This window comes from Cupriavidus necator (assembly GCF_016127575.1).
Lineage (GTDB): Bacteria > Pseudomonadota > Gammaproteobacteria > Burkholderiales > Burkholderiaceae > Cupriavidus > Cupriavidus necator_D.
This window is the reverse complement of sequence record NZ_CP066019.1, coordinates 1,465,152-1,489,519: the sequence shown is the minus strand read 5'-3', so window position 1 is coordinate 1,489,519 and position 24,368 is coordinate 1,465,152. Positions and strand designations below refer to the sequence as shown.

The following is a 24,368-nucleotide window of genomic DNA, read 5'->3' as shown; positions in this document are numbered from 1 at the left end:
ACGGATGGCTCTCTAATCCCAGCCAACCCTCCTGGAACCTCAGGCCACCCGCCGCCCGGGCATCAGCCCCCCGTACTCCCTCCCCAGAAACTCCGCAGTGTGCTCCAGCAAATAGGCGCGGCAGCTCTCGCTGGCCGGCGACAAACGCTTGCTGGACATATGCGCAACATGCCAGATGCGCTCGATCGGCGTGCCGGCCACGTCCAGCAGCCCGATCTCGCCGGTGCGCAGCTCCAGTCCCAGCGTGTGCAGCGACAACAGGCTGATGCCCATGCCGGCCATCACGGCCTGCTTGATGGTCTCGTTGCTGCCCAGGGTGATCACCTTGGCCGGCGTGAACAGGTGGTCCCGGAACATGTACTCCGCCACGGTGCGGGTGCCTGAACCCGGTTCGCGCAGCAGGAAGGTCTCGTGACGCAGTTCCTGCAGGTCGAACCCCTTTGCATCGTGTAACGGGTGCCGCGGCGAGGCCACCAGCACGTGCGGATGCGCGGCGATGGGTTCCGACACCGCATCCAGTTCGCGCGGCGGGCGGCCCATCAGCGCGAGGTCGATGGCGTTGTCCTGCAGCAGCCGCAGCAGCGTTTCCCGGTTGCCTTCGGCGATGCGCAGATCCACGCCCGGGTGCAGCGCGGTAAAGCCGGCCAGCAGCTTGGGGGCGAAGTACTTCGACGTGCTGATCAGCCCGATCGTGATCGAGCCCTGCTCGACGTCCTTGACCGCCTGCAAGCCTTCCTCGGCGTCCTTGACCTCGCCGAGGATCCGGGACGCATGGTGCAGCAGGCGGTCGCCGGGCTCGGTCAGCGTGAGCTGTCCCTTGACCCGCTCGAACAGCGCCATGCCGACCACGGATTCAAGCTGCTTGACCTGCATCGAGACCGCAGGCTGGGTCAGGTGCAGTTCTTCGGCCGCGCGCACGAAGCTGGCGTGCCTGGCCACGGTGACGAAGATCTGCAACTGGCGAAGGGTAAGGGCGCGCAGGAAGGACGACATGGGCGGTTGGGGGCGGCTTTGGATGGTCCCGTGATGTGCAGCTTGGTCCGCACTTAAGGGATTGCTTATACAGGGGCTAAGAATATCTGAATTTACCTTATGTGGGTGGGCTTATATCTTTGCATCAACGCAGCAGCCAAGACGCTCAACCACGCAAGGAGACAAGCATGAACGCACCTGAATCGGTCCAAGCCAAGCCGCGCAAGCGCTACGACGCCGGCGTCATGAAGTACAAGGAAATGGGGTACTGGGACGGCGACTACGAGCCCAAGGATACCGACCTGCTGGCGCTGTTCCGCATCACGCCGCAGGACGGCGTGGATCCGGTCGAGGCCGCCGCCGCGGTTGCCGGCGAGTCCTCCACCGCCACCTGGACGGTGGTGTGGACCGACCGCCTGACCGCCTGCGACATGTACCGTGCCAAGGCCTACCGGGTCGACCCGGTGCCCAACAACCCCGAGCAGTTCTTCTGCTACGTGGCCTATGACCTGTCGCTGTTCGAGGAAGGCTCGATCGCCAACCTGACCGCGTCGATCATCGGCAACGTCTTCAGCTTCAAGCCGATCAAGGCGGCGCGCCTGGAAGACATGCGCTTCCCGGTCGCCTACGTGAAGACCTTCGCCGGCCCGTCCACCGGCATCATCGTCGAGCGCGAGCGCCTGGACAAGTTCGGCCGTCCGCTGCTGGGCGCCACCACCAAGCCCAAGCTGGGCCTGTCGGGCCGCAACTACGGCCGCGTGGTGTATGAGGGCCTGAAGGGCGGGCTGGACTTCATGAAGGATGACGAGAACATCAACTCGCAGCCCTTCATGCACTGGCGCGACCGCTTCCTGTTCGTGATGGACGCGGTCAACAAGGCCTCGGCGGCAACCGGCGAGGTCAAGGGCAGCTACCTCAACGTGACCGCCGGCACCATGGAAGAGATGTACCGGCGTGCCGAGTTCGCCAAGTCGCTGGGCTCGGTCATCATCATGATCGACCTGATCGTCGGCTGGACCTGTATCCAGTCCATGAGCAACTGGTGCCGCCAGAACGACATGATCCTGCACCTGCACCGCGCGGGCCATGGCACCTACACCCGGCAGAAGAACCACGGCGTGTCGTTCCGCGTGATTGCCAAATGGCTGCGCCTGGCCGGTGTCGACCACATGCACACCGGCACCGCGGTGGGCAAGCTGGAAGGCGATCCGCTGACCGTGCAGGGCTACTACAACGTCTGCCGCGATGCCTACACCCATGCCGACCTGTCGCGCGGGCTGTTCTTCGACCAGGACTGGGCTTCGCTGCGCAAGGTGATGCCGGTGGCCTCGGGCGGCATCCACGCCGGCCAGATGCACCAGCTGATCAGCCTCTTCGGCGACGACGTGGTGCTGCAGTTCGGTGGCGGCACCATCGGCCACCCGCAGGGCATCCAGGCCGGCGCCACCGCCAACCGCGTTGCGCTGGAAGCGATGGTGCTGGCGCGCAACGAAGGCCGCGACATCCTCAACGAAGGGCCGGAGATCCTGCGCGATGCCGCGCGCTGGTGCGGACCGCTGCGGGCTGCGCTCGATACCTGGGGCGACATCAGCTTCAACTACACGCCGACCGACACCTCGGACTTCGCGCCCACCGCGTCGGTGGCCTGAGCCCTGGCGCGACGCCACCAAAGCACGACGAGCGAACCCAAAGAACGAGAGGACATCATGCGTATTACTCAAGGCACTTTCTCCTTCCTGCCCGACCTCACCGACGCGCAGATCACCAGCCAGCTTGAATACTGCCTGAACCAGGGCTGGGCGGTCGGCATCGAGTACACCGACGACCCGCATCCGCGCAATACCTACTGGGAGATGTTCGGCCTGCCGATGTTCGACCTGCGCGATGCCGCCGGCATCCTGCTGGAGATCAACAACGCGCGCAGCACCTTCCCCAACCACTACATCCGCGTCACGGCCTTCGATTCGACGCATACGGTGGAGTCGGTGGTGATGTCGTTCATCGTCAACCGTCCTGCGGACGAGCCCGGCTTCCGCCTGGTGCGACAGGAAGAGCCCGGCCGCACCATGCGCTACTCGATCGAGAGCTACGCTGTGCAGGCACGCCCCGAGGGCAGCCGCTACTGAGCGGCGCCGGCTGAACCGGCGCAGCGCCGTCATGGCGCTGCCGCCGGCGATTTCCTGACTGTGCAATCCCACGGTTGCGCCGCCGCAAGGCCGCGCACCGGGGGGGAGTTGCGCCTCGAATCTTTCGAGTCGGATGCTCGATTGATCCTCACGGAGCCTGCCATGTCCGCACCTGAAACGACCGCACCGCTGCAGCCGCCAGCCGCTCCGGCCGCATCGTTGCCCGGGTCCCTGGCCGAGTCGCTGGCCAGCTCGGGCATCACCGAGCTGCTGGCCCAGCTTGACCGCGAGCTGATCGGGCTGAAGCCGGTGAAAGCGCGCATCCGCGATATCGCCGCCTTGCTGCTGGTGGACAAGCTGCGCGCCGCGCGCGGCTTCAGCGCCGGTGCGCCCAGCCTGCATATGTGCTTCACCGGCAATCCCGGCACCGGCAAGACCACCGTGGCCATGCGCATGGCGCAGATCCTGCACCAGCTGGGCTACGTGCGCCGCGGCCACCTGGTGGCGGTGACCCGCGACGACCTGGTCGGCCAGTACATCGGCCATACCGCGCCCAAGACCAAGGAGATCCTGAAGAAGGCCATGGGCGGGGTGCTCTTCATCGACGAGGCCTACTACCTCTACCGCCCGGAGAACGAACGCGACTACGGCCAGGAGGCCATCGAGATCCTGCTGCAGGTGATGGAGAACAACCGCGACGACCTGGTGGTGATCCTGGCCGGCTACAAGGACCGCATGGACCGTTTCTTCGAGTCCAACCCGGGCATGTCCTCGCGCGTTGCCCACCATGTCGACTTCCCCGACTACCAGCTCGACGAGCTGCGCCAGATCGCCGACCTGATGCTGTCCGAGATGCAATACCGCTTCGACGACGAAAGCCGGGCCGTGTTTGCCGACTACCTGGCCCGGCGCATGACACAGCCGCACTTTGCCAATGCCCGCAGCGTGCGCAATGCGCTGGACCGCGCGCGGCTGCGCCATGCCTCGCGCCTGCTGGACGATGCCGGCACGGTCGTCGACGACCATACCCTGACCACCATCACGGCGTCTGACCTGCTTGCCAGCCGCGTGTTTTCGAAGGCCGCGCCGGACGCACGGACGCCGGCCAAGGAGTAAGCCATGCAAGCCCTGATTTTCGATGTCGACGGCACCCTGGCCGATACCGAAAGCGCGCACCTGCAAGCCTTCAACGCCGCCTTCGCCGAGGTCGGCCTGGACTGGTACTGGGACGCGCCGCTCTACACGCGCCTGCTCAAGGTGGCCGGCGGCAAGGAGCGCCTGATGCATTACTGGCGCATGGTCGACCCGGAAGAGGCCCGCGGCTGCAAGGTGAAGGAAACCATCGACGCCGTGCACGCCATCAAGACCCGCCACTATGCCGAGCGCGTCGGGGCGGGCGGCCTGCCGCTGCGCCCGGGCATTGCCCGCCTGATCGACGAGGCCGGCGAGGCCGGGCTCCCGCTGGCGATTGCCACCACCACCACGCCGGCCAACCTCGACGCGCTGCTGCAGGCGCCGCTTGGCGCCGACTGGCGCCGTCGCTTTGCCGCCATCGGCGACGCCGGCACCACGGCCATCAAGAAGCCGGCGCCCGATGTCTACCTGGCGGTGCTGGAGCGGCTGGGCCTGGAAGGCGGTGACTGCCTGGCGATCGAGGACTCGGCGAACGGCCTGCGCGCCGCCCGGGCGGCCGGCATTCCCACCGTGGTCACGCCCACCGCGTTCAGCGCGCAGGACTCCTTCGAGGGCGCGCTGCTGGTGCTGCCGCATCTTGGCGATCCCGGCGAGCCCATGCCCCAGCACGTGCCCGGCGCGGCAAACCGCTGGGCCGACCTTGCCGCGTTGCGCGCCTGGCACCACGGCACCCTGATCGAGGCAACCTGACATGCATGCCACTGAACTCAACACCGGCCATGGCAGCCAGCGTGCCATCCGCCTGGCGCCATCCATCCTGTCGGCCGATTTCGCGCGCCTGGGCGAAGAGGTGTGCGCGATCGAGGCCGGCGGTGCAGACCTGGTGCACTTCGATGTGATGGACAACCACTATGTGCCCAACCTGACCATTGGCCCGCTGGTGTGCGAGGCGATCCGGCCGCTGGTCTCCATCCCCATCGACGTGCATCTGATGGTGGAACCGGTCGATGCGCTGATCCCGCTGTTCGCCAAGGCCGGCGCCAACATCATCAGCTTCCATCCGGAGGCGAGCCGCCATGTCGACCGCACCATCGGCCTGATCCGCGACCACGGCTGCAAGGCAGGCCTGGTGCTCAACCCGGCCACGCCGCTGGGCTGGCTGGACCATACGCTGGACCAGCTCGACCTGGTGCTGCTGATGAGCGTGAACCCGGGCTTTGGCGGCCAGGCCTTCATTCCGGGCGTGCTGGACAAGGTGCGCCAGGCACGCGCGCGCATCGACCGGCAGGTGGACGCCGGCGGGCGGCCGGTCTGGCTGGAGATCGACGGCGGCGTCAAGGCCGACAACATTGCCGCGATCGCGCGAGCGGGCGCCGACACCTTCGTTGCCGGCAGCGCCGTGTTCGGCGCGCCCGATGCCGACGGCGGCTACTCGAGCATCCTTTACCGCTTGCGCGAGGCCGCCACGGTCACGTAGCCCGCCCCGCACCGGCACCACACAAGAATGCATAGCCAATCTATAGGAGACCTGTCATGCCTGAAGTCCAAAGGATGACCCTGACGCAGTTCCTGATCGAGGAACGCCGCCGCTATCCGGATGCCAGCGGCGGCTTCAACGGCCTGATTCTCAACGTCGCCATGGCCTGCAAGGAAATCGCGCGCGCGGTTGCCTTCGGCGCGCTGGGGGGCTTGCACGGCAAGGCCAGCAATCAAGCCGGAGAAGCAGGGGCCGTCAACGTGCAGGGCGAAATCCAGCAGAAGCTGGACGTGCTGAGCAATACCACCTTCCTGCGCGTCAACGAGTGGGGCGGGTACCTGGCCGGCATGGCGTCGGAGGAGATGGAGGCGCCTTACCAGATCCCGGATCACTACCCGCGCGGCAAGTACCTGCTGGTGTTCGATCCGCTCGACGGCTCATCCAACATCGACGTCAATGTCTCGGTGGGCAGCATCTTCTCGGTGCTGCGCGCGCCTGAGGGCGCAAGCGCCGTCACCGAGCAGGATTTCCTGCAGCCCGGCAGCGCCCAGGTGGCGGCCGGCTACGCGCTCTACGGTCCCACCACCATGCTGGTGCTGACCGTGGGCAATGGCGTCAACGGCTTCACGCTCGATCCCAACCTGGGCGAGTTCTTCCTCACGCACCCCAACCTGCAGGTGCCGGCCGATACCCAGGAATTTGCCATCAATGCGTCGAACAGCCGCTTCTGGGAAGCGCCGGTGCAGCGCTACATCGCCGAGTGCATGGCCGGCAAGAGCGGGCCGCGCGGCAAGGATTTCAATATGCGCTGGATCGCGTCGATGGTGGCCGAGGCGCACCGCATCCTGATGCGTGGCGGCGTCTTCATGTACCCGCGCGACTCCAAGGATCCCGCCAAGCCGGGCCGCCTGCGCCTGCTGTACGAGGCCAATCCGATCGCCTTCCTGATGGAGCAGGCTGGCGGGCGCGCCAGCACGGGCCGGCAGACGCTGATGTCGGTGGCGCCGGGTGCGCTGCACCAGCGCATTGGCGTGATCTTCGGCTCGCGCAATGAAGTGGAACGGATCGAGGGCTACCACACCGACCAGACCGATCCCGACCTTCCGAGTCCCCTGTTCAACGAGCGCAGCCTGTTCCGCGCGTCTGCCTGAGGTGCCTGGCCATGTCAGAACGTTATCCCATTATCGCCATCACCGGCTCCTCGGGCGCCGGTACCACGTCGGTGACCCGTACCTTCGAGAACATCTTCCGCCGCGAGGGCGTGAAGTCAGTGGTGATCGAAGGCGACAGCTTCCACCGCTATGACCGCGCCGAGATGAAGGTCAAGATGGCCGAGGCCGAGCGCACCGGCAATATGAACTTCAGCCACTTCGGCGAGGAGAACAACCTGTTCGGCGAGCTGGAGAACCTGTTCCGCTCCTATGCCGAAACCGGCACGGGCATGCACCGGCACTACCTGCATAGCCCGGAGGAAGCCGCGCCGTTCGGGCAGGAACCCGGCACCTTCACGCAGTGGGAGCCGCTGCCGGCCGATACCGATCTGCTGTTCTACGAGGGCCTGCACGGCGGCGTGGTCACCGATTCGGTCAATGTCGCCCAGTATCCCAACCTGCTGATCGGCGTGGTCCCTGTCATCAACCTGGAATGGATCCAGAAGCTCTGGCGCGACAAGAAGCAGCGCGGCTATTCGACCGAGGCCGTGACCGACACCATCCTGCGCCGCATGCCGGACTACGTGAATTACATCTGTCCGCAGTTCTCGCGCACGCATGTGAACTTCCAGCGCGTGCCGTGCGTGGATACGTCCAACCCCTTTATCTCGCGCGAAATCCCCGCGCCCGATGAAAGCATGGTGGTGATCCGCTTTGCCAACCCGAAGGGGATCGACTTCCAGTACCTGCTGAGCATGATCCACGACTCCTTCATGTCGCGCGCCAACACCATCGTGGTGCCCGGCGGCAAGATGGAGCTGGCCATGCAGCTGATCTTCACGCCCTTCGTGCTGCGCATGATGGAGCGCCGCAAGCGCGCCGCGCAGTAAGGACTCGACCGTGAAACGCCGACTCGCGAGGATCTCCTGAATGAACGCACCAGAACGCATCGATTCCGCAGCGCGCTGTGCCAACGCGCTGCGCTTCCTGGCCGCCGACGCGGTGGAGCAGGCCAAATCGGGCCACCCCGGCGCACCCATGGGCATGGCCGAAATGGCCGAAGTGCTGTGGCGGCGCCACCTGCGACACAACCCGGCCAACCCGGCCTGGCCCGACCGTGACCGCTTCGTGCTGTCCAACGGCCATGCGTCCATGCTGCAGTATGCGCTGCTGCACCTGACCGGCTACGACCTGCCGATGTCGCAGCTGCGCCAGTTCCGCCAGCTGCACGCGGCCACGCCCGGCCATCCGGAGCTTGGCGTGACGCCGGGCGTGGAAACCACCACCGGGCCGCTGGGACAGGGCCTGGCCAATGCCGTCGGCATGGCGCTGGCGGAGAAGCTCCTGGCCGCCACCTTCAACCGGCCCGGCTTCGACATCGTCGACCACCACACCTACGTCTTCCTTGGCGATGGCTGCCTGATGGAAGGACTCAGCCACGAGGCCTGCTCGCTGGCGGGCACGCTCAGGCTGGGCAAGCTGATCTGCCTGTACGACGACAACGGCATCTCCATCGACGGCGAGGTCGCCGGCTGGTTTGCCGACGACACCCCGAAGCGCTTTGCCGCCTATGGCTGGCATGTGATTGCGGACGTCGACGGACACGATGCGCACGCCCTCGATGCCGCGCTGCACGAGGCCAAGGCCGAGCGCGACCGGCCCACGCTGATCTGCTGCCGCACCGTGATCGGCAAGGGCGCGCCCGCCAAGGCCGGCGGGCACGACGTGCACGGCGCCCCGCTGGGCGCGCCGGAGATCGCCGCCATGCGCACCGCGCTGGGCTGGGAAGCCGAGCCCTTCACGGTGCCGGCGGATGTCGCCGACGCCTGGGATGCACGCGCGCAAGGCGCCGCGCGCGAGGCCGAATGGGAGGCGCGCTTCGTCAGCTATTGCGCCGCGCACCCCGAACTGGCCGAAGAATTCGTGCGCCGTGCCAATGGCCGCCTGCCCGAGGGCTTCGATGCCGAATTGATGGCGTTGCTGGACGCGCCGTCGCCGCTGCAAGGCAAGATCGCCACGCGCAAGGCATCGCAGCTGTGCCTGGAGGCGCTCACGCCCGCCTTGCCCGAGCTGCTGGGCGGCTCGGCCGACCTGACCGGGTCCAACCTGACCAATGTCAAGGCGTCGGTCTGGGTCAACCATGCCGGGCATGGCAACTACGTGAGCTACGGCGTGCGCGAGTTCGGCATGGCCGCCGCGATGAACGGCATTGCGCTGCATGGCGGGCTGATCCCCTACGGCGGCACCTTCATGACCTTCTCGGACTACTCGCGCAATGCCATCCGCATGGCGGCGCTGATGCGCCTGCGCGTGGTCCACGTGCTGACCCATGACTCGATCGGGCTCGGCGAGGACGGTCCCACCCACCAGCCGGTGGAACACGCCGCCAGCCTGCGCCTGATCCCCAACAACCAGGTCTGGCGTCCCTGCGACGGCGCCGAGACCGCGTACGCGTGGCTGGCCGCGCTGCGGCGCGAGGATGGCCCGAGCTGCCTGGTGCTGTCGCGGCAGGCGCTGATGCCGTTCGAGCGCAATCCGGCCCAGCGCGCGGAGATTGCGCGCGGCGGCTATGTGCTGCGCGATGTGCCGGCGCCGCGCGTGGTGCTGATTGCCACTGGCTCCGAGGTGGAAATCGCCATGCGCGCGGCGCTGGACCTGGCCGATGCCGGCATCGCCGCGCGCGTGGTGTCCATGCCCTGCGTGGAGCTGTTCTACGCGCAGGACGTGGCGTACCGCGACACCGTGCTGCCACCTGGCCTGCCGCGCGTCAGCGTGGAGGCGGGCGGCACCTGGTTCTGGCGCGGCGTGGTGGGCGAGCAGGGCCTGGCGCTGGGCATCGACACCTTCGGCGAATCCGCGCCGGCCGAGGCGCTGTACCAGCACTTCGGCCTGACCCCGGCGCATGTCGCCGCGGCCGCGCGCGTGCTGCTGGAGGAGGCGTGATGGCTACCGTATCCATGCCCTGCACCGCGGTGCTGATCGACCTGGACGGCACGCTGGTCGACAGCGCGCCCGATATTGTCGAGGCCGCCAACCGCATGCTGGCCGACTTCGGCAGCCCGGCATTGCCGTTCGACACCGTGGCCGGCTTCATCGGCCGCGGCGTGCCCAACCTGGTGCGGCGCGTGCTCGAGACCGCCGGGCTTACGCCGCGGGTTGAGGCCGCCGAAGCCGTGGCGATGTTCCACCGCCACTATGCCGAGACCAACGGCCGCCTCGGGTCGGTGTTCCCGGGCGTGGAGGCAGGCCTGGAGGCGCTCAGGCGCCAGGGCTACCGGCTTGCCTGCGTCACCAACAAGCCGCGCGCGCTGGCGGTGCCGCTGCTGGCGCTGACCGGGTTGTCGCAGTACCTCGAAGTGCTGGTGGCGGGCGACTCGATCGCGCAGATGAAACCGGATCCCGAACCGCTGCGCCACGCCTGCAACCTGCTCGACGTCGATACGGCGCAGGGCGTGCTGGTGGGGGATTCGGCGGTGGACGTGGCGGCGGCGCGCGCGGCCGGCATCCCGGTCTGCCTGGTTCGCTATGGCTACGCCGGCCCCGGCGGGCCCGCGGCGCTGGGCGCGGATGCGCTGCTCGATTCGCTGGAGGCGTTGCCGGCGCTGCTGACGCCGGCGCGGCTGGCGCCAGCCGCCTGATGTTGCGCCGGCGCGCCAGCGCGACCGGCAAGGATACCAAGACAAGTAAAGGAGACAGCATGACTATCAAGGTTGCCATCAACGGCTACGGACGCATCGGCCGCAATGTGCTGCGCGCCCACTATGAAGGCGGCAAGCGGCACGATATCGAGATCGTCGCCATCAACGACCTCGGCAACGCGGCCACCAATGCGCACCTGACCCAGTACGACACCGTCCACGGCCGCTTCCCGGGCGAGGTCTCGGTCGACGGCGATGCCTTCCGCGTCAACGGCGACCGGATCCGCGTGCTGGCGCAGCGCAACCCGGCCGAGCTGCCGTGGGGCGAGCTGGGCGTGGACGTGGTGATGGAATGCACCGGGCTCTTCACCAGCAAGGAAAAGGCCTCGGCCCACCTGAGGGGCGGCGCGAAGAAGGTGATCATCTCCGCCCCCGGCGGCAAGGACGTGGACGCCACCATCGTCTACGGCGTCAACCACGGCGTGCTGAAGGCCACCGACACGGTGATCTCCAACGCCTCCTGCACCACCAACTGCCTGGCGCCGCTGGTCAAGCCGCTGCACGAGAAGCTGGGGCTGGTGAACGGCCTGATGACCACCGTGCACTCCTATACCAACGACCAGGTGCTGACCGACGTCTACCACGAAGACCTGCGCCGGGCGCGCTCGGCCACCATGTCGATGATCCCGACCAAGACCGGCGCAGCCGCCGCGGTCGGGCTGGTAATGCCTGAGCTGGACGGCCGGCTGGACGGTTTTGCCGTGCGCGTGCCGACCATCAATGTGTCGCTGGTCGACCTGTCCTTCGTGGCGGCGCGGCCGACCACGGTGGAGGAGGTGAACGGCATCCTGAAGGCCGCCGCAGAAGGCGAGCTCAAGGGCATCCTGGACTACAACACCGCGCCGCTGGTCTCGGTGGACTTCAACCACAACCCGGCGTCGTCCACCTTCGACGCCACCCTGACCAAGGTCAACGGCACCCTGGTCAAGGTGTCGGCCTGGTATGACAACGAATGGGGCTTCTCCAACCGCATGCTGGATACCGCGGTGGCGTTGGCCCACGCACGCTAGCAGATCGCCATGATGAGCCTATCCCATGCTACGAACCCGCAACCGAAACCCGCGGCGGCGCCGCACACGCTGGCCGCACTGCTTGCAGCCGGTGGACTGGCTGGCAAGCGGGTCTTCATCCGCGCCGACCTCAACGTCCCGCAGGATGCAGCGGGCGCTATCACCGACGATACCCGCATCCGGGCTTCCGTGCCCGCCATCGCGGCCTGCCTGCAGGCGGGCGCCGCGGTGATGGTCACCTCGCACCTGGGCCGGCCGCAGGAGGGGGCGCCCGACCCGCGCCACAGCCTGGCGCCGGTGGGCCGCCGCCTGTCCGAACTGCTGGGCCGCCAGGTGCCGCTCTTGTCCGGCTGGACCGAGGGCGGCTTCCAGGTGCCGCCCGGGCAGGTGGTGCTGCTGGAAAACTGCCGCATGAACACGGGCGAGAAGAAGAACAGCGACGAACTGGCGCAGAAAATGGCGGCGCTGTGCGATGTCTACGTCAACGACGCGTTCGGCACCGCCCACCGCGCCGAGGCGACCACGCATGGCATCGCCAGGTACGCCCCCATTGCCTGCGCCGGCCCGCTGCTGGCCGCCGAGATCGACGCGCTGGGCAAGGCGCTGGGCCAGCCGGCGCGTCCGCTGGTGGCGATCGTGGCCGGCTCCAAGGTCTCGACCAAGCTGACCATCCTGAAGTCGCTGGCCGACAAGGTCGACAACCTGATCGTCGGCGGCGGCATTGCCAATACCTTCATGCTGGCCGCCGGCCTGAAGATCGGCAAGTCGCTGGCCGAGCCTGACCTGCTGGCCGATGCCAGGGCCATCATCGACATCATGGCCAGGCGTGGCGCCTCGGTGCCGATTCCGGTCGACGTGGTGTGCGCCAAGGAATTCAGCGCCACTGCCGCGGCCACCGTCAAGGACGTCAAGGACGTGGCCGACGACGACATGATCCTGGACATCGGCCCCAAGACCGCCGCGATGCTGGCCGAGCAGCTCAAGGCCGCCGGCACCATCGTCTGGAACGGCCCGGTGGGCGTGTTCGAGTTCGACCAGTTCGGCAACGGCACCAGGGTGCTGGCCCAGGCCATCGCTGAATCGAAGGCGTTCTCGATCGCCGGCGGCGGCGACACGCTGGCCGCGATCGCCAAGCACGGCATTGCCGACCGCGTGGGCTATATCTCGACCGGCGGCGGCGCGTTCCTGGAATTCCTGGAGGGCAAGACGCTGCCCGCGCTGGCCGTGCTGGCACAGCGCGCCGCTGCCTGAACCCGACCTCACCGATTCTGCAATCAGTAAAGGAGCTTCATCATGGCACTCATTTCCTTGCGCCAGCTGCTGGACCACGCGGGAGAGTTCGGCTACGGCGTGCCGGCCTTCAACGTCAACAACCTGGAACAGATCCACGCCATCATGGAGGCGGCCCAGGAAACCGACAGCCCGGTCATCCTGCAGGCCTCGGCCGGCGCCCGCAAGTATGCTGGCGAGGCTTACCTGCGCCATATGGTGCTGGCCGCGGCCGAGACCCATCCGGATATCCCCATCGTGCTGCACCAGGACCACGGCTCCAGCCCGGCGATCTGCCAGGCCTCGATCCGCTCCGGCTTCACCAGCGTGATGATGGACGGCTCGCTGCGCGAAGACATGAAGACCCCCTCCGACTACGACTACAACGTCGAGGTCACGCGGCGCGTGTGCGAGATGGCGCATGCGATCGGCGTGTCGGTGGAAGGCGAACTGGGCTGCCTGGGCTCGCTCGAAACCGGCCAGGCCGGCGAAGAGGACGGCGTGGGCGCGGCGGGCACGCTGTCGCACGACATGATGCTGACCGACCCGGCCCAGGCGCGCGACTTCGTTGCCCGCACCGGCGTGGATGCACTGGCGATCGCCATCGGCACCAGCCACGGCGCCTACAAGTTCTCACGCAAGCCCACCGGCGACATCCTGGCGATGGACCGCATCCGCGAGATCCACGAGCAGATCCCTGACACCCACCTGGTGATGCACGGCTCCAGCTCGGTGCCGCAGGAATGGCTGGAGATCATCCGCCAGTACGGCGGCGACATCAAGGAGACCTACGGCGTGCCGGTCGAGGAGATCCTGCGCGGCATCAAGATGGGGGTGCGCAAGGTGAATATCGATACGGATATCCGCCTGGCCATGACCGGGGCCATCCGCAAGTCCTTGTCCGACGACCGCAGCGAATTCGATCCGCGCAAGGCGCTGCTGGCGGCCAAGAAGGGGGCGAGAAGCGTGGTCAAGCTGCGCTTCGAGGCCTTCGGCTGCGCCGGGCAGGCCTCGCGGATCAAGCCGGTGCCGCTGGAGCGGGTGGCGAAGCTCTATTCCTGAAGGAGCATCCGCACCACGAGCCCAGGCACACGCACCCCTCTCCCGCGAGCGGGCGAGGGGTGCAAACCGGCAGCAGGAGTTGTTCGCGTGACTAACCCCAACGCCGTCACCAGCAACCTGGCGCGGCACAAGGAGCAAACATGGCCAATCGACGCGAAGTGCCCGGTATCAGGAAGTACGACGGTCCCGCCGGCGGCTGGGGGGCGCTGAAGGCAACTGCCACGGCGATCCGCACGCAGATGGATACCGTCAAGGCGCCGATCACGCTGATGCGGACCAACCAGCCCGACGGCTTCGATTGCCCCGGCTGCGCATGGCCCGACAAGGAGCACCGGTCGACCTTCCAGTTCTGCGAGAACGGCGCCAAGGCCGTGACGTGGGAGGCAACCACCAAACGGGTGCCTCCCGAGTTCTTTGCAACCAATACGGTGTCGTCGCTGTTGAACCGGACCGACTATGAGCTCGAAGACTTTGGCAGGCTGACGCATCCCCTGGTCTATGACCGCGCCACCGACACCTTCCGCGCGGTGGAATGGGAGGCCGCGTTCGCCCGCATCGGCGAAATCCTGCGCGGGCTATCGCCCGACCAGGTCGAGTTCTATACCTCGGGCCGGGCTTCCAACGAAGCCGCCTACCTGTACCAGCTGTTCGCGCGCGAATATGGCACGAACAACTTCCCCGACTGCTCGAACATGTGCCACGAGCCCACCAGCGTGGGCTTGCCGCGCTCGATCGGCATCGGCAAGGGCACGGTGTCGCTGGAGGACTTTGACACCTGCGAGCTGATCATTTCGATCGGCCACAACCCGGGCACCAACCACCCGCGCATGATGGGGACGCTGCATGAGGCGTCGCGCCGCAAGGTGCCGATCCTGGTGTTCAACCCGCTGCGCGAACGGGCGCTCGAGCGCTTTGCCGACCCGCAGAACATGGTGGAGATGGCCACCTATGGTTCCACCCGGATTGCGTCGTCCTACTTCCTGGTCCGCGCCGGTGGCGACGCCGCCGCCATCAAGGGGGTGATGAAGGCGCTGCTGGACCTGGAAGCCAGCCAGGGCAATGTGCTGGATCACGACTTCATCGCGGTCCACACCGAGGGCTTCGAGGCGCTGGCCGACGATCTGCGGTCGACCGAATGGGCGGATATTGAAAAGACCAGTGGGCTGACCCGTGCGGACCTGGAACTGGTCGCGGCGGCCTATGCCAAGTCGAATGCCACCATCGTTACCTATGGCATGGGCGTGACCCAGCACAACGAAGGCACGGCCAATGTGCGCCTGCTGTGCGACCTGCTGATGCTGCGCGGCAACTTCGGCAAGCCCGGCGCCGGCATCTGCCCCTTGCGCGGCCACTCCAATGTCCAGGGGAACCGGACTGTCGGCATTACCGAGAAGCCGTCGGCCGGCTTCCTGCAGCGGATCGAGGACACCTTCGGCTTCAGCCCGCCCGCCGGACACGGGCACGATGCCGTCAACGCGATGCAGGCGATGATCGATGGCAAGTCCAGGGCGCTGTTCTGCCTGGGCGGGAATTTCGCGGTCGCCTTGCCCGATCCCGAGCAGTGCTTCCCGGCCATGGGCAAGCTCGACCTGAGCGTGCATGTCGGGACCAAGCTCAACCGCACGCACCTGCTGGTGGCCAGGGAGACCTATGTGCTGCCTTGCCTGGGCCGCACCGAACTGGATGTGCAGGAGACCGGGCCGCAATCGGTGACGGTGGAGGATTCGATGTCGATGGTGCATGCCTCGGCCGGCAAGCTCGCGCCGGCGTCGGAATTCCTGCGCTCCGAGCCGGCCATCGTGGCGGGCATTGCCACCGCGACCCTGCCTGACAGCAAGGTGCCATGGCTGGAGCTCGTCGCCGACTACGACAGGATCCGCGACCTGATCGAGAAGACGGTGCCCGGCTTTGAGGATTTCAACGCGCGCGTGCGGGTCCCTGGCGGATTCCGCATGCCCTTGCCACCAACCGAGCGCAAATGGGAAACGTCGTCGGGCAAGGCCGAGTTCTACGTGTTCAAGGGGCTGCATGAAGACAAACAAGTCCATGCCGACGATGTGCTGCGGCTGGTGACCATCCGCAGCCATGACCAGTACAACACCACCATCTATGCCATGGACGACCGCTACCGGGGCGTGTTCGGGCGGCGCGACGTGCTGTTCATGAACCCGGCCGACCTGGCCGCGCGCGGCCTGGAGCATGGCGACCTGGTCGACATCGAGACCATCGCCGCGGGCCGGCAGCTGCGTTTCGAGAAGATCACTGCGATCGAATATGAAATTGCGCCTGGCTCCGTCGCTGCCTACTATCCGGAAGCAAACAGGCTGGTGCCGCTCGACTACATCGACGAGGACAGCGGCACCCCGTCCTACAAGTCAGTGCCCGTGCGCGTGGTGCGTTCGGAGGTGACGTAATGGCAGGCGAGCCCACCATCACGTAAGCACGGCTCATGCCCGCTTTCCAGCGCCGTTGTGCGCGGCCCCGAGCGCGCGCAACGGCCCTCTGTTGAAGCAATGCGACCTACCTGTGGAGGAAAGTCCATCATGCCGACCCTATGCGAAATCTGCAACGCACGTCCCGCCGTGGCGCGGGTGACGGTGGTTCAGGACGGCGAGCGCAAGACGATGTCGATCTGCGACTACGACTACCGGCAGCTGCTGCGCCACCAGGACATGCTCAACCCGTTCGACTCCCTGCTGGGTGGCGGCGGGCTGTCCCGCTTCTTCCGAGGAATGGGAGGCGGGATGGATGACGACGAGCATCCCGGATTCTCCACCGAAGTCCCGCGCGAATCCGTCGACCCCACCGATGCCTTCAGCGAGCAGACCATGGAACTGCTGCAGCGCGCCGCGGAGAAGGCGCACGAGCTGCGGCGCAATGAGCTGGACACCGAGCACCTGCTCTACGTGCTCGCCGATACCGATGTCTGCTCGGCGCTGCTCAAGGAGCTAAAGCTCTCGCCGCAGGATATCAGGGGCTATATCGACGAGCACGCGCAGACCGGAACCGCAGGGCCTGACGCGGCCATCGACCGGATGACGATCTCGCCGCGGCTGAAGAAGGCCTTCCAGTATGCCTTCCAGGCCTCGCGCGACCTCGGGCATTCCTACGTTGGCCCCGAGCACCTGCTGATCGGCCTGGCCTCGGTCCCGGAAAGCATCGCCGGGACGCTGCTCAAGAAGTATGGCGTCACCCCCGAGGCACTGCGCCAGAAGGTGGTGAAGGTGGTCGGCAAGGGCGCCGAGGATGGCCGCGTCGATACGCCCACCGGCACGCCCACGCTGGACAAGTTCGGGCGCGACCTGACCGCGATCGCGCGGCAGGGCAAGCTCGATCCGGTGCTGGGCCGTGCGCAGGAGATCGAGAGCGCGATCGAAGTGCTGGCGCGGCGCAAGAAGAACAACCCGGTGCTGATTGGCGAGCCTGGCGTGGGCAAGACCGCGATCGTGGAAGGGCTGGCGCAGCGCATCGTCAATGGCGATGTGCCGGAGGTGCTGCGCGGCAAGCGCCTGGTTGAGGTGAACATCAATTCGATGGTGGCGGGCGCCAAGTACCGCGGCGAGTTCGAGGAGCGTGCCAAGCAGCTGATTGACGAGGTCACCGCCAAGAACGACGAACTGATCCTGTTTATCGACGAACTGCACACCATCGTCGGCGCGGGGCAGGGCGGCGGCGAGGGCGGGCTCGATATCGCCAACGTGCTCAAGCCGGCGCTGGCGCGCGGCGAACTGAGCCTGATCGGCGCCACCACGCTGAACGAATACCAGAAGTACATCGAGAAAGACGCGGCGCTGGAACGGCGCTTCCAGCCGGTGCTGGTGCCGGAGCCGACCGTCGAGCAGACCATCGTCATCCTGCGCGGCCTGCGCGACAAGCTTGAGGCGCACCACCAGGTCACCTTCGCCGACGACGCCTTTGTGGCCGCGGCGGAACTGTCGGACCGCTACATCACCGCGCGCTTCCTGCCGGACAAGGCCATCGACCTGATCGACCAGGCCGCGGCGCGCGTGCGCATCGGCGCCACCTCACGCCCCGCGGATATCCAGGAACTGGAGGCCGAGATCGCCCAGCTCAAGCGCGAGCAGGACTATGCGTCGTCGCGCAAGCGCTTTGACGAGGCCAAGGGCTTCGAGGACCGCATCAACGACAAGCAGAAGCGGCTTGACGAGTTGACCGAGGCGTGGCAGCGCAAGACGGGGTCGGAGACCCTGGAGGTGACGGTTGCGGCCATTGCCGAAGTGGTGTCGCGCCTGACCGGCATCCCGGTGACCGACCTTACCCAGGAAGAGCGCCAGAAGCTGCTGAAAATGGAAGCGCGGCTGCGCGAGCGGGTGGTGGGGCAGGACGACGCGGTGGTCGCGGTCAGCGATGCGGTGCGCCTGTCGCGCGCAGGCCTGGGGCAGGCTAACCGCCCGATCGCGACCTTCCTCTTCCTCGGGCCGACCGGCGTTGGCAAGACCGAGCTGGCCAAGGCCCTGGCGGAAACCGTGTTCGGCGACGAGCAGGCCATCATCCGCATCGACATGTCCGAGTACATGGAGCGCCATGCGGTGGCCCGGCTGATCGGTGCGCCGCCGGGCTATGTCGGCTATGACGAAGGCGGGCAGCTGACCGAGCGCGTGCGGCGCAAGCCCTATAGCGTGATCCTGCTGGATGAGATCGAGAAGGCCCACCCGGACGTGAACAACGTACTGCTGCAGGTCTTCGACGACGGCCGCTTGACCGACGGCAAGGGCCGCGTGGTGGACTTCAGCAATACCGTCATCATCGCCACCAGCAACCTGGGCGCGCCGATCATCATGGACAACCTGGAGCAGCCCGAGGACAAGCGCATGCCTGAGAAGGACTTGCGCGAGGCGCTGATGAAGGTGCTGAAGGGACACTTCCGGCCCGAGTTCCTGAACCGAATCGACGACATCATCGTGTTCCATGCGCTGTCGCGCGAGAACATCCGCGCGATCGTGCAGATCCAGCTGGAGCGTGTGGTGCGCACCGCCGCCGCGCAGGACATCACGGTCAAGCTCGATGATGAGCTGGTCGATCACCTGGTCGAGGTGGGCTACCAGCCTGAGTTTGGTGCGCGGGAACTGCGGCGCCAGATCCGCCAATCGGTCGAGACCGGCCTGGCCAAGGAGATCCTCGGCGACAAGCTGAAATCAGGCGACAGCGTCGAGCTTGGCTACGACAAGGCAAGCGAAGCCGTGGTCTTCAGGAAGATGGAAGCCGTCAAGAAGCCGAAGGCAGGCAAAGCTGCCGCCAAGGGCGCTGCACCCAGGAAGGCGGACAGCACCGTCGCAGCAGGAGACTCCGGCGCTTGAGCGCAAGAGCCAGGGCAATCACGACTTTCGTGGGAGGTTCGCAAATGCAGGAGTACGACTTTTACATCAATCTGCTGAAGCCGACGCTGGGTCTCTATGTGCGCAAGGGGGAACGACTTCAGGACCTCGCCGACGCAAAGGAGTGGCAACTTGAAGGGACGGTTCCGGAGAGCGCACTGCCACCTGGCATGTTGAAGGGTCTGGAAGCCAACGGGCACGCCTTCCAGGAACTGGGAGGGTAAGCAGCCACGCGCGGGCCGCGGCCTGCTCCTATGGGTTGCGGCCGCGCGGCTTCCTTCCTGCCAGCATTACTTCTCGTCGACAAAGAACTCGATACCTTCGTCGATGCATTCTTTCGGCTGGGCAAAGGTAATCCAGCCATGACCCCTGAGCGTGATTTCGTCACGGCGCAGGATGAGCGCGCTTTCGCCATCGATCTTCACATGGGTGCCGTTCGAGCTTCTGTCGATCAGGACAAAGCGGCCGCCGCGCGGCTCCACCGTCGCCTGGAATCTCGAAACCTGCCGGTCCGTGACGACAATGCTCATGGTCGTGTCCCGGCCGATGGTGACAGGCGGCGAGGCGGTGTTCATTTCGAAGACGGTTTCCCGATACCGCAGCGAAAGCAGTGCCGAGCGGGCCAATGCAAGATCCACCGGGGCCACCAGGGTCAGGTCGATGCTCTGCTGCCAGATCGCTTCGTACAGCTCGATCACCTGGTGCTTGCCGCGCACCTGTATCGGATACAGGTAGCGTGTCATCTGGCGCAGCCCTGCTGAGAGCTGCTCCACCGCGTTCTTGCTGGTGATGATCTGGCCCCGCGACGCCAGGCTGGCCAGTCGGGCGGCGAGGTTGACGGTGTCGCCGAACAGGTCGCCGGATTCATCCGACAGGATCGGGCCATGGTGAAAGCCGATATGGATCGCCAGCGGAGCGCCGATGATCGGCGGCAGCCCGGCGACGGCCTCCTGCATGTCCAGTGCCGCCCGCATCGCATTCTCCGCGGTGGGAAACAGCACCATGATTTCGTCACCGATGGTCTTGACCACCCGGCCTTGCGCGGCCGCGGAGTGGGACTTCATCAGCGCCAGGCACTGGCGGATTGCGCCAAGCGCCGCCGCATCGCCGGCCTGCTCGTAGAGCCTGGTGCTGTCGCAGACGTCCGCGAACATCACCGATCCATCAGAGGCGTCTTGTCGCGAATCTTGGTCCATATGCATCACAGGCCGTTTGATCGGAGCGCGCCATGCCTTCGATCGGCAGTGCGCTTCGTCTGCATGATTCTGCATCATAGAACTTCATCGCGACATTGCAGCGCTGGTGACCATCCCGCAAAAGTGCTGCTTGCCGATCCGGGCGCCTGGGGCCTCTGCTGCCGTTTCGTCTTGCCAGGGATCGCATCAGGCACTACAACGATCTAGCACGCCGACGACGGTGAAGGAGGAGGCTCCATGAAGCATGACGCCCGCAACCCCCTCGTCGCCGCCATTCGCCAGCTCTTGGCGGGGTCGGTCCTGACGCTTCCGGTGCTTGCCTTCGCTGCCGGGCCCGGCGGATCCTTCCAGCCCACGCAGGTGTCGGCCACGCCGGACCGCAATGCGGGGCTGCAGGCCTTCGCGCAGATCGAGCGTGTGCTGCTGCATGCCCGCTGCCTGAATTGCCACGTGCCGGACGGCCCGCTGCAGGGCGATGCGAAACGGGTGCATTTTCCACCGGTGCAGCGAGGCACCGACGGCAAGGGCGTGCCGCCGCTGCAATGCGCCACGTGCCATGGCACCCAGAACAGCCCGCTCGCGCATGCGCCGCCCGGGCTGGATACCAATGGCCAGCCGGGCTGGCACATGCCGCCGGCGAAGATGAAGATGTCATGGCTGGGCCTGTCCGGGCCGGCGCTATGCAAGGTCTTCCGGGACACCAGGACCAATGGCGGCCGTTCGCTGGCGATGCTCGAAGAACACATGGTGACCGACCACCTGGTGGCTTGGGGCTGGCAACCGGGGCCGGGGCGTGAATTGCCGCCGCTGGACAAGCCCGCGTTCGACGAGCAGGTGCGCCAGTGGATACGCAACGGCGCGCCGTGCGATACGCGCGAGCCGTTGCGCACCTCTGCCGGCCCTACACGCGCCGCCGCCGACGAAGCCTTGCTGAAGAACCTGCGCGCTATCGCCGGATCAGGCGCCTTGACCCAGACGAAAGGCACCAGCAACGGGAGCCAGCCATGATTTCCTTTCAACTGAACGGCAAGACCCAGCAGGTTGACGTGCCCGGCGACACGCCGGTGCTGTGGGTGCTGCGCGACACGCTGGGCCTGACCGGCACCAAGTTCGGCTGCGGCATCGCCGTGTGCGGCGCGTGCACGGTACATGTCGATGGCCAGCAGCGCCGCGCGTGCGTGACACCGGTGTCTTCCATCGCCGGCCGGCAGCTCACCACGATCGAGGGCATCGGCGAGGACCCGGTGGGGCGCGCGGTCGAAGAGGCCTGGGTGCGCAACGACGTCACGCAGTGCGGCTATTGTCAGAGCGGCCAGGTCATGTCGGCGGTGGCGCTGCTCAGGGTCAACCGGCGCCCGACCGATGCCGACATCGAACAGGCCATGAGCGCCAACCTGTGCCGCTGTGGCACCTACGCGCGCATCCATGCCGCGGTCAAGGATGCAGCCAAGGCTATCGGCTGAGGAGATGCCATGAGACTCATGCAGCAGGCAAGCGGCGGCATCGACCGGCGGACCTTCCTGAAACTGAGCTTCGGCTCGGGCTTCGCGCTCTGTGCCGTTCCGCTTGGCGCGCAGACGGAGGCGGCCGCGCAGCCCAAGGCGCCAGTGCAGCCATCGGCCTTCATCAGTATCGATGCCGACGGCACCGTGATGGTCACGATCGGCAAGCTTGAGTTCGGGCAGGGCGTGCAGACGGCACTGCCGATGCTGGTGGCCGAGGAACTGGACGCGGACTGGAGCACGGTGCGCTGCCAGCTGGCCCCGGCCGGCGAGGCCTATAAGGATCCGGTGTTCCATATCCAGATGGTCGGCGGCTCGACCAGCATGAAGAACTCGTGGACCCAGTATCGCGAGGTCGGCGCGCGCATGCGCGCCATGCTGCTCGGGGCGGCCGCCAGGCGCTTCGGGGTCCCGGCCGGGCAGCTGAAGGCCGAGGCCGGCGTGGTGACCGCGCCCGACGGCCGCCGGGCCACGTACGGCGAGCTGGCCGCCGCGGCCTTGGCCGAGCCGGTGCCAGCAAGCGTGCAGCTGAAGTCGCCGCAGCAGTTCAGGCTGATCGGCAAGCCCACCGGCCGGCTCGATGCGCGCGACAAGTCCACCGGCAGGCAGCAGTTCGGCATCGACACGGCGCTGCCCGGCACGCGTACCGTGGTCATGGTGCATCCGCCGGTGTTCGGCGCCAGGGTCGCGCGCTTCGACCCGGCGCGTGCCAGGGCCATCGCCGGCGTGGAAGAGGTCTACCAGGTGCCGCTGGCCGGCGGCGCGACCGGGTTGGCGATCGTGGCCAATGGCTTCTGGCCCGCGCGCACGGCGCGCGAGGTGCTGCAGGTGGAATGGGACAGCAGCGGCGTCGAGAAGCCGGATAGCGATGCGCTGCTGGCGCGCTATCGCGAGCTGGCGGCCAGGCCCGGCGTGCAGGCCAAGGCGGCGGACACTTCGGCGCTTGCCACCGCGCCACACAAGCTCACCGCCGAGTATGTCTTCCCCTACCTGGCGCACACGCCGATGGAGCCGCTCAACTGCACCATCGACTTCCGCGGCAACCAATGCACGGTGTGGGCCGGCTCGCAGTTCCAGACCGTCGACCAGGCCAACGTCGCAGCCGTGCTCGGCCTGAAGCCGGAACAGGTGACATTCAACACCATGATGGCCGGCGGCGGCTTCGGCCGGCGTGCCGTGCCCACGTCCGACTACCTGTTCGAGGCCGCGCAGGTGGCCAAGGCGCGCTACGCGGCCGGCCGGCGCGAGCCGATCAAGATGATCTGGACGCGCGAAGACGACGTGCGCGGCGGCTACTACCGCCCGATGCACCTGCACCGCGTTGACATCGGCCACGATGGCAAGGGCAAGGTGCTGGCCTGGAAGCACGTGATCGTCGGCCAGTCCATCACCAGCGGCACGCCGTTCGAGTCCTTCACCGTGAAGAACGGGGTCGACTCGACCATGGTCGAGGGCGTGAGCGACAGTCCTTATCCGTTCCCGATCGCGCTCGAGATCCATCACCCCAAGGTCAATGTGCCGGTGCTGTGGTGGCGCTCGGTGGGGCACACGCACACGGCCTACGTGATGGAGACTCTGGTCGATGAACTGGCGCGCGCCGGCGGGATCGATCCGGTGGCCTACCGCCGCACGCTGCTGCGTGAGCACAAGCGTCACCTGGCGGCGCTGGACCTGGCGGTCGAGCGCTCGGGCTACGGCAAGCGGCGTCTCTCGGCCGGGCGTGCCTGGGGCGTGGCGGTGCATGAATCGTTCGACACCGTGGTGGCCTACATCGTCGAGGCCTCGATGCGCGGCAACCAGCCGGTGGTGCACCGGGTCACCGCGGCCGTCCACTGCAATATGCCGATCAATCCGCGCACGGTCGAGGCGCAGGTCCAGGGCGGCATGATGATGGGGCTGGGCACCACGCTGCCCGGAGCCCAGATCACGCTGAAGGATGGCGTGGTCCAGCAAGGCAACTGGAACGACTACCGAGTGGCGACGCATGCGGACACGCCGCCGCAGATCGCGGTGCACATCGTGCCATCGGCCGACCCGCCGACCGGCATTGGCGAGACCGCGGTGCCGCCGATCGCACCGGCACTGGCCAACGCCGTCGCGGCGCTCACCGGCAAGCGGCATCGCAGCCTGCCGTTCACCGCGTGATCTTCGAGCAAGTCGGCATGGCCTGCGTGCGGTGATCTCTCCCCAAGCGGGAGAGCGAGCACCCAGACAAAATGCCAACAGTCTTGGGTGCGCCAAAGCCACCGGAACCAGCCTAAGCAAGATGTTCTCCCTTTCCCCTCATGGGGAGAGGGCCGGGGTGAGGGGTGGTCTAGCCAGGATCCGCATCAAGCGGCGCCTTCGGTTTTATCCATCACAATGGCCGTTGAAGTGCGAGGATCCGGAATTCGTGAGGCTGCGTTTTCCGGAAAATCAACCACTTATCAGTGAAT

20 protein-coding genes are annotated in these 24,368 nt (G+C 66.8%); 18 read left to right on the top strand and 2 right to left on the bottom strand.

From position 1 onward, the window contains the following. Nucleotides 1-39: 39 nt before the first annotated feature. Entirely contained in the window at nt 40-993 is a 954-nt protein-coding gene (locus I6H87_RS25810; protein WP_010809288.1) for a LysR family transcriptional regulator, read from the bottom strand. A 167-nt stretch (nt 994-1,160) separates the two neighbouring features. On the opposite strand from I6H87_RS25810, the gene I6H87_RS25805 reads away from it, so the two are divergent. The 15 genes from I6H87_RS25805 to I6H87_RS25735 all read left to right on the top strand — a co-directional run bounded on the left by I6H87_RS25805 (nt 1,161) and on the right by I6H87_RS25735 (nt 19,459). Beyond that, entirely contained in the window at nt 1,161-2,621 is a 1,461-nt protein-coding gene (locus I6H87_RS25805; RefSeq protein WP_010809289.1) for a form I ribulose bisphosphate carboxylase large subunit, read from the top strand. A 57-nt stretch (nt 2,622-2,678) separates the two neighbouring features. Continuing rightward, nucleotides 2,679-3,098 carry a ribulose bisphosphate carboxylase small subunit gene (locus I6H87_RS25800; RefSeq protein WP_010809290.1) on the top strand — a complete coding sequence of 140 codons (420 nt, stop codon included), beginning with the start codon at nt 2,679-2,681 and terminating at the stop codon, nt 3,096-3,098. Nucleotides 3,099-3,260: 162 nt separating this feature from the next. Beyond that, nucleotides 3,261-4,214 carry a CbbX protein gene (gene cbbX / locus I6H87_RS25795; protein WP_011617204.1) on the top strand — a complete coding sequence of 318 codons (954 nt, stop codon included), beginning with the start codon at nt 3,261-3,263 and terminating at the stop codon, nt 4,212-4,214. 3 nt (nt 4,215-4,217) lie between these two features. Beyond that, complete coding sequence (locus I6H87_RS25790; protein WP_010809292.1) at nt 4,218-4,982, top strand: HAD family hydrolase; 765 nt, start codon at nt 4,218-4,220, stop codon at nt 4,980-4,982. A gap of 1 nt (nt 4,983) precedes the next feature. Then, the gene (gene rpe, locus I6H87_RS25785; protein WP_011617203.1) at nt 4,984-5,709 is read left to right on the top strand and encodes a ribulose-phosphate 3-epimerase; all 726 of its coding nucleotides are present in this window, start codon (nt 4,984-4,986) and stop codon (nt 5,707-5,709) included. Between the two features lie 56 nt (nt 5,710-5,765). Continuing rightward, complete coding sequence (locus I6H87_RS25780) at nt 5,766-6,860, top strand: class 1 fructose-bisphosphatase (protein WP_011617202.1); 1,095 nt, start codon at nt 5,766-5,768, stop codon at nt 6,858-6,860. Nucleotides 6,861-6,871: 11 nt separating this feature from the next. After that, complete coding sequence (locus I6H87_RS25775; RefSeq protein WP_010809295.1) at nt 6,872-7,750, top strand: phosphoribulokinase; 879 nt, start codon at nt 6,872-6,874, stop codon at nt 7,748-7,750. 40 nt (nt 7,751-7,790) lie between these two features. Further along, nucleotides 7,791-9,803 (top strand): transketolase, encoded by a 2,013-nt coding sequence (gene tkt, locus I6H87_RS25770; RefSeq protein ID WP_010809296.1) that lies wholly within the window; start codon nt 7,791-7,793, stop codon nt 9,801-9,803. Next, nucleotides 9,803-10,498, top strand: coding sequence for a phosphoglycolate phosphatase (gene gph, locus I6H87_RS25765; protein ID WP_010809297.1), 696 nt, complete (start codon nt 9,803-9,805; stop codon nt 10,496-10,498). The genes tkt and gph overlap by 1 nt, the downstream gene beginning before the upstream one ends. A 59-nt stretch (nt 10,499-10,557) precedes the next feature. Continuing rightward, nucleotides 10,558-11,568, top strand: coding sequence for a type I glyceraldehyde-3-phosphate dehydrogenase (gene gap / locus I6H87_RS25760; protein WP_010809298.1), 1,011 nt, complete (start codon nt 10,558-10,560; stop codon nt 11,566-11,568). Nucleotides 11,569-11,577: 9 nt separating this feature from the next. Then, nucleotides 11,578-12,819: a phosphoglycerate kinase gene (locus tag I6H87_RS25755; RefSeq protein ID WP_011617201.1), complete on the top strand. Its 1,242-nt coding sequence runs from the start codon at nt 11,578-11,580 to the stop codon at nt 12,817-12,819. Nucleotides 12,820-12,861: 42 nt separating this feature from the next. Further along, nucleotides 12,862-13,899, top strand: coding sequence for a class II fructose-bisphosphate aldolase (fba, locus tag I6H87_RS25750; RefSeq protein ID WP_010809300.1), 1,038 nt, complete (start codon nt 12,862-12,864; stop codon nt 13,897-13,899). A 140-nt stretch (nt 13,900-14,039) separates the two neighbouring features. After that, nucleotides 14,040-16,313 (top strand): FdhF/YdeP family oxidoreductase, encoded by a 2,274-nt coding sequence (locus I6H87_RS25745; protein WP_010809301.1) that lies wholly within the window; start codon nt 14,040-14,042, stop codon nt 16,311-16,313. Between the two features lie 129 nt (nt 16,314-16,442). After that, entirely contained in the window at nt 16,443-19,217 is a 2,775-nt protein-coding gene (locus I6H87_RS25740; protein ID WP_011617200.1) for an ATP-dependent Clp protease ATP-binding subunit, read from the top strand. A gap of 44 nt (nt 19,218-19,261) precedes the next feature. Further along, complete coding sequence (locus I6H87_RS25735) at nt 19,262-19,459, top strand: hypothetical protein (protein WP_011617199.1); 198 nt, start codon at nt 19,262-19,264, stop codon at nt 19,457-19,459. Nucleotides 19,460-19,525: 66 nt separating this feature from the next. Here the strand turns inward: I6H87_RS25735 and I6H87_RS25730 are convergent, their stop codons facing one another. Further along, nucleotides 19,526-20,431, bottom strand: a complete 906-nt coding sequence (locus tag I6H87_RS25730; protein ID WP_011617198.1) for an adenylate/guanylate cyclase domain-containing protein — start codon at nt 20,429-20,431, stop codon at nt 19,526-19,528. 237 nt (nt 20,432-20,668) lie between these two features. Here I6H87_RS25730 and I6H87_RS25725 point away from each other — a divergent pair, with 237 nt between their 5' ends. Genes I6H87_RS25725 through I6H87_RS25715 form a run of 3 tightly spaced genes read left to right on the top strand, consistent with a single transcriptional unit; the run spans nt 20,669 to nt 24,078 of the window. Beyond that, the gene (locus I6H87_RS25725; RefSeq protein WP_011617197.1) at nt 20,669-21,439 is read left to right on the top strand and encodes a hypothetical protein; all 771 of its coding nucleotides are present in this window, start codon (nt 20,669-20,671) and stop codon (nt 21,437-21,439) included. Further along, on the top strand, nt 21,436-21,894 hold the full coding sequence (locus I6H87_RS25720) for a (2Fe-2S)-binding protein (RefSeq protein WP_011617196.1): 459 nt from the start codon (nt 21,436-21,438) through the stop codon (nt 21,892-21,894). Before I6H87_RS25725 ends, I6H87_RS25720 begins: the two co-directional genes overlap by 4 nt. 9 nt (nt 21,895-21,903) lie before the next feature. Beyond that, on the top strand, nt 21,904-24,078 hold the full coding sequence (locus I6H87_RS25715; protein WP_011617195.1) for a xanthine dehydrogenase family protein molybdopterin-binding subunit: 2,175 nt from the start codon (nt 21,904-21,906) through the stop codon (nt 24,076-24,078). Nucleotides 24,079-24,368 lie beyond the last annotated feature (290 nt).

Excerpts from the sequence above, each read along its gene's own strand:
- I6H87_RS25810 (WP_010809288.1), bottom strand. The coding sequence starts at position 993 with ATGTCGTCCTTCCTGCGCGCCCTTACCCTTCGCCAGTTGCAGATCTTC.
- I6H87_RS25805 (WP_010809289.1), top strand. The coding sequence starts at position 1,161 with ATGAACGCACCTGAATCGGTCCAAGCCAAGCCGCGCAAGCGCTACGAC.
- I6H87_RS25800 (WP_010809290.1), top strand. The coding sequence starts at position 2,679 with ATGCGTATTACTCAAGGCACTTTCTCCTTCCTGCCCGACCTCACCGAC.
- cbbX (WP_011617204.1), top strand. The coding sequence starts at position 3,261 with ATGTCCGCACCTGAAACGACCGCACCGCTGCAGCCGCCAGCCGCTCCG.
- I6H87_RS25790 (WP_010809292.1), top strand. The coding sequence starts at position 4,218 with ATGCAAGCCCTGATTTTCGATGTCGACGGCACCCTGGCCGATACCGAA.
- rpe (WP_011617203.1), top strand. The coding sequence starts at position 4,984 with ATGCATGCCACTGAACTCAACACCGGCCATGGCAGCCAGCGTGCCATC.
- I6H87_RS25780 (WP_011617202.1), top strand. The coding sequence starts at position 5,766 with ATGCCTGAAGTCCAAAGGATGACCCTGACGCAGTTCCTGATCGAGGAA.
- I6H87_RS25775 (WP_010809295.1), top strand. The coding sequence starts at position 6,872 with ATGTCAGAACGTTATCCCATTATCGCCATCACCGGCTCCTCGGGCGCC.
- tkt (WP_010809296.1), top strand. The coding sequence starts at position 7,791 with ATGAACGCACCAGAACGCATCGATTCCGCAGCGCGCTGTGCCAACGCG.
- gph (WP_010809297.1), top strand. The coding sequence starts at position 9,803 with ATGGCTACCGTATCCATGCCCTGCACCGCGGTGCTGATCGACCTGGAC.
- gap (WP_010809298.1), top strand. The coding sequence starts at position 10,558 with ATGACTATCAAGGTTGCCATCAACGGCTACGGACGCATCGGCCGCAAT.
- I6H87_RS25755 (WP_011617201.1), top strand. The coding sequence starts at position 11,578 with ATGATGAGCCTATCCCATGCTACGAACCCGCAACCGAAACCCGCGGCG.
- fba (WP_010809300.1), top strand. The coding sequence starts at position 12,862 with ATGGCACTCATTTCCTTGCGCCAGCTGCTGGACCACGCGGGAGAGTTC.
- I6H87_RS25745 (WP_010809301.1), top strand. The coding sequence starts at position 14,040 with ATGGCCAATCGACGCGAAGTGCCCGGTATCAGGAAGTACGACGGTCCC.
- I6H87_RS25740 (WP_011617200.1), top strand. The coding sequence starts at position 16,443 with ATGCCGACCCTATGCGAAATCTGCAACGCACGTCCCGCCGTGGCGCGG.
- I6H87_RS25735 (WP_011617199.1), top strand. The coding sequence starts at position 19,262 with ATGCAGGAGTACGACTTTTACATCAATCTGCTGAAGCCGACGCTGGGT.
- I6H87_RS25730 (WP_011617198.1), bottom strand. The coding sequence starts at position 20,431 with ATGGACCAAGATTCGCGACAAGACGCCTCTGATGGATCGGTGATGTTC.
- I6H87_RS25725 (WP_011617197.1), top strand. The coding sequence starts at position 20,669 with ATGAAGCATGACGCCCGCAACCCCCTCGTCGCCGCCATTCGCCAGCTC.
- I6H87_RS25720 (WP_011617196.1), top strand. The coding sequence starts at position 21,436 with ATGATTTCCTTTCAACTGAACGGCAAGACCCAGCAGGTTGACGTGCCC.
- I6H87_RS25715 (WP_011617195.1), top strand. The coding sequence starts at position 21,904 with ATGAGACTCATGCAGCAGGCAAGCGGCGGCATCGACCGGCGGACCTTC.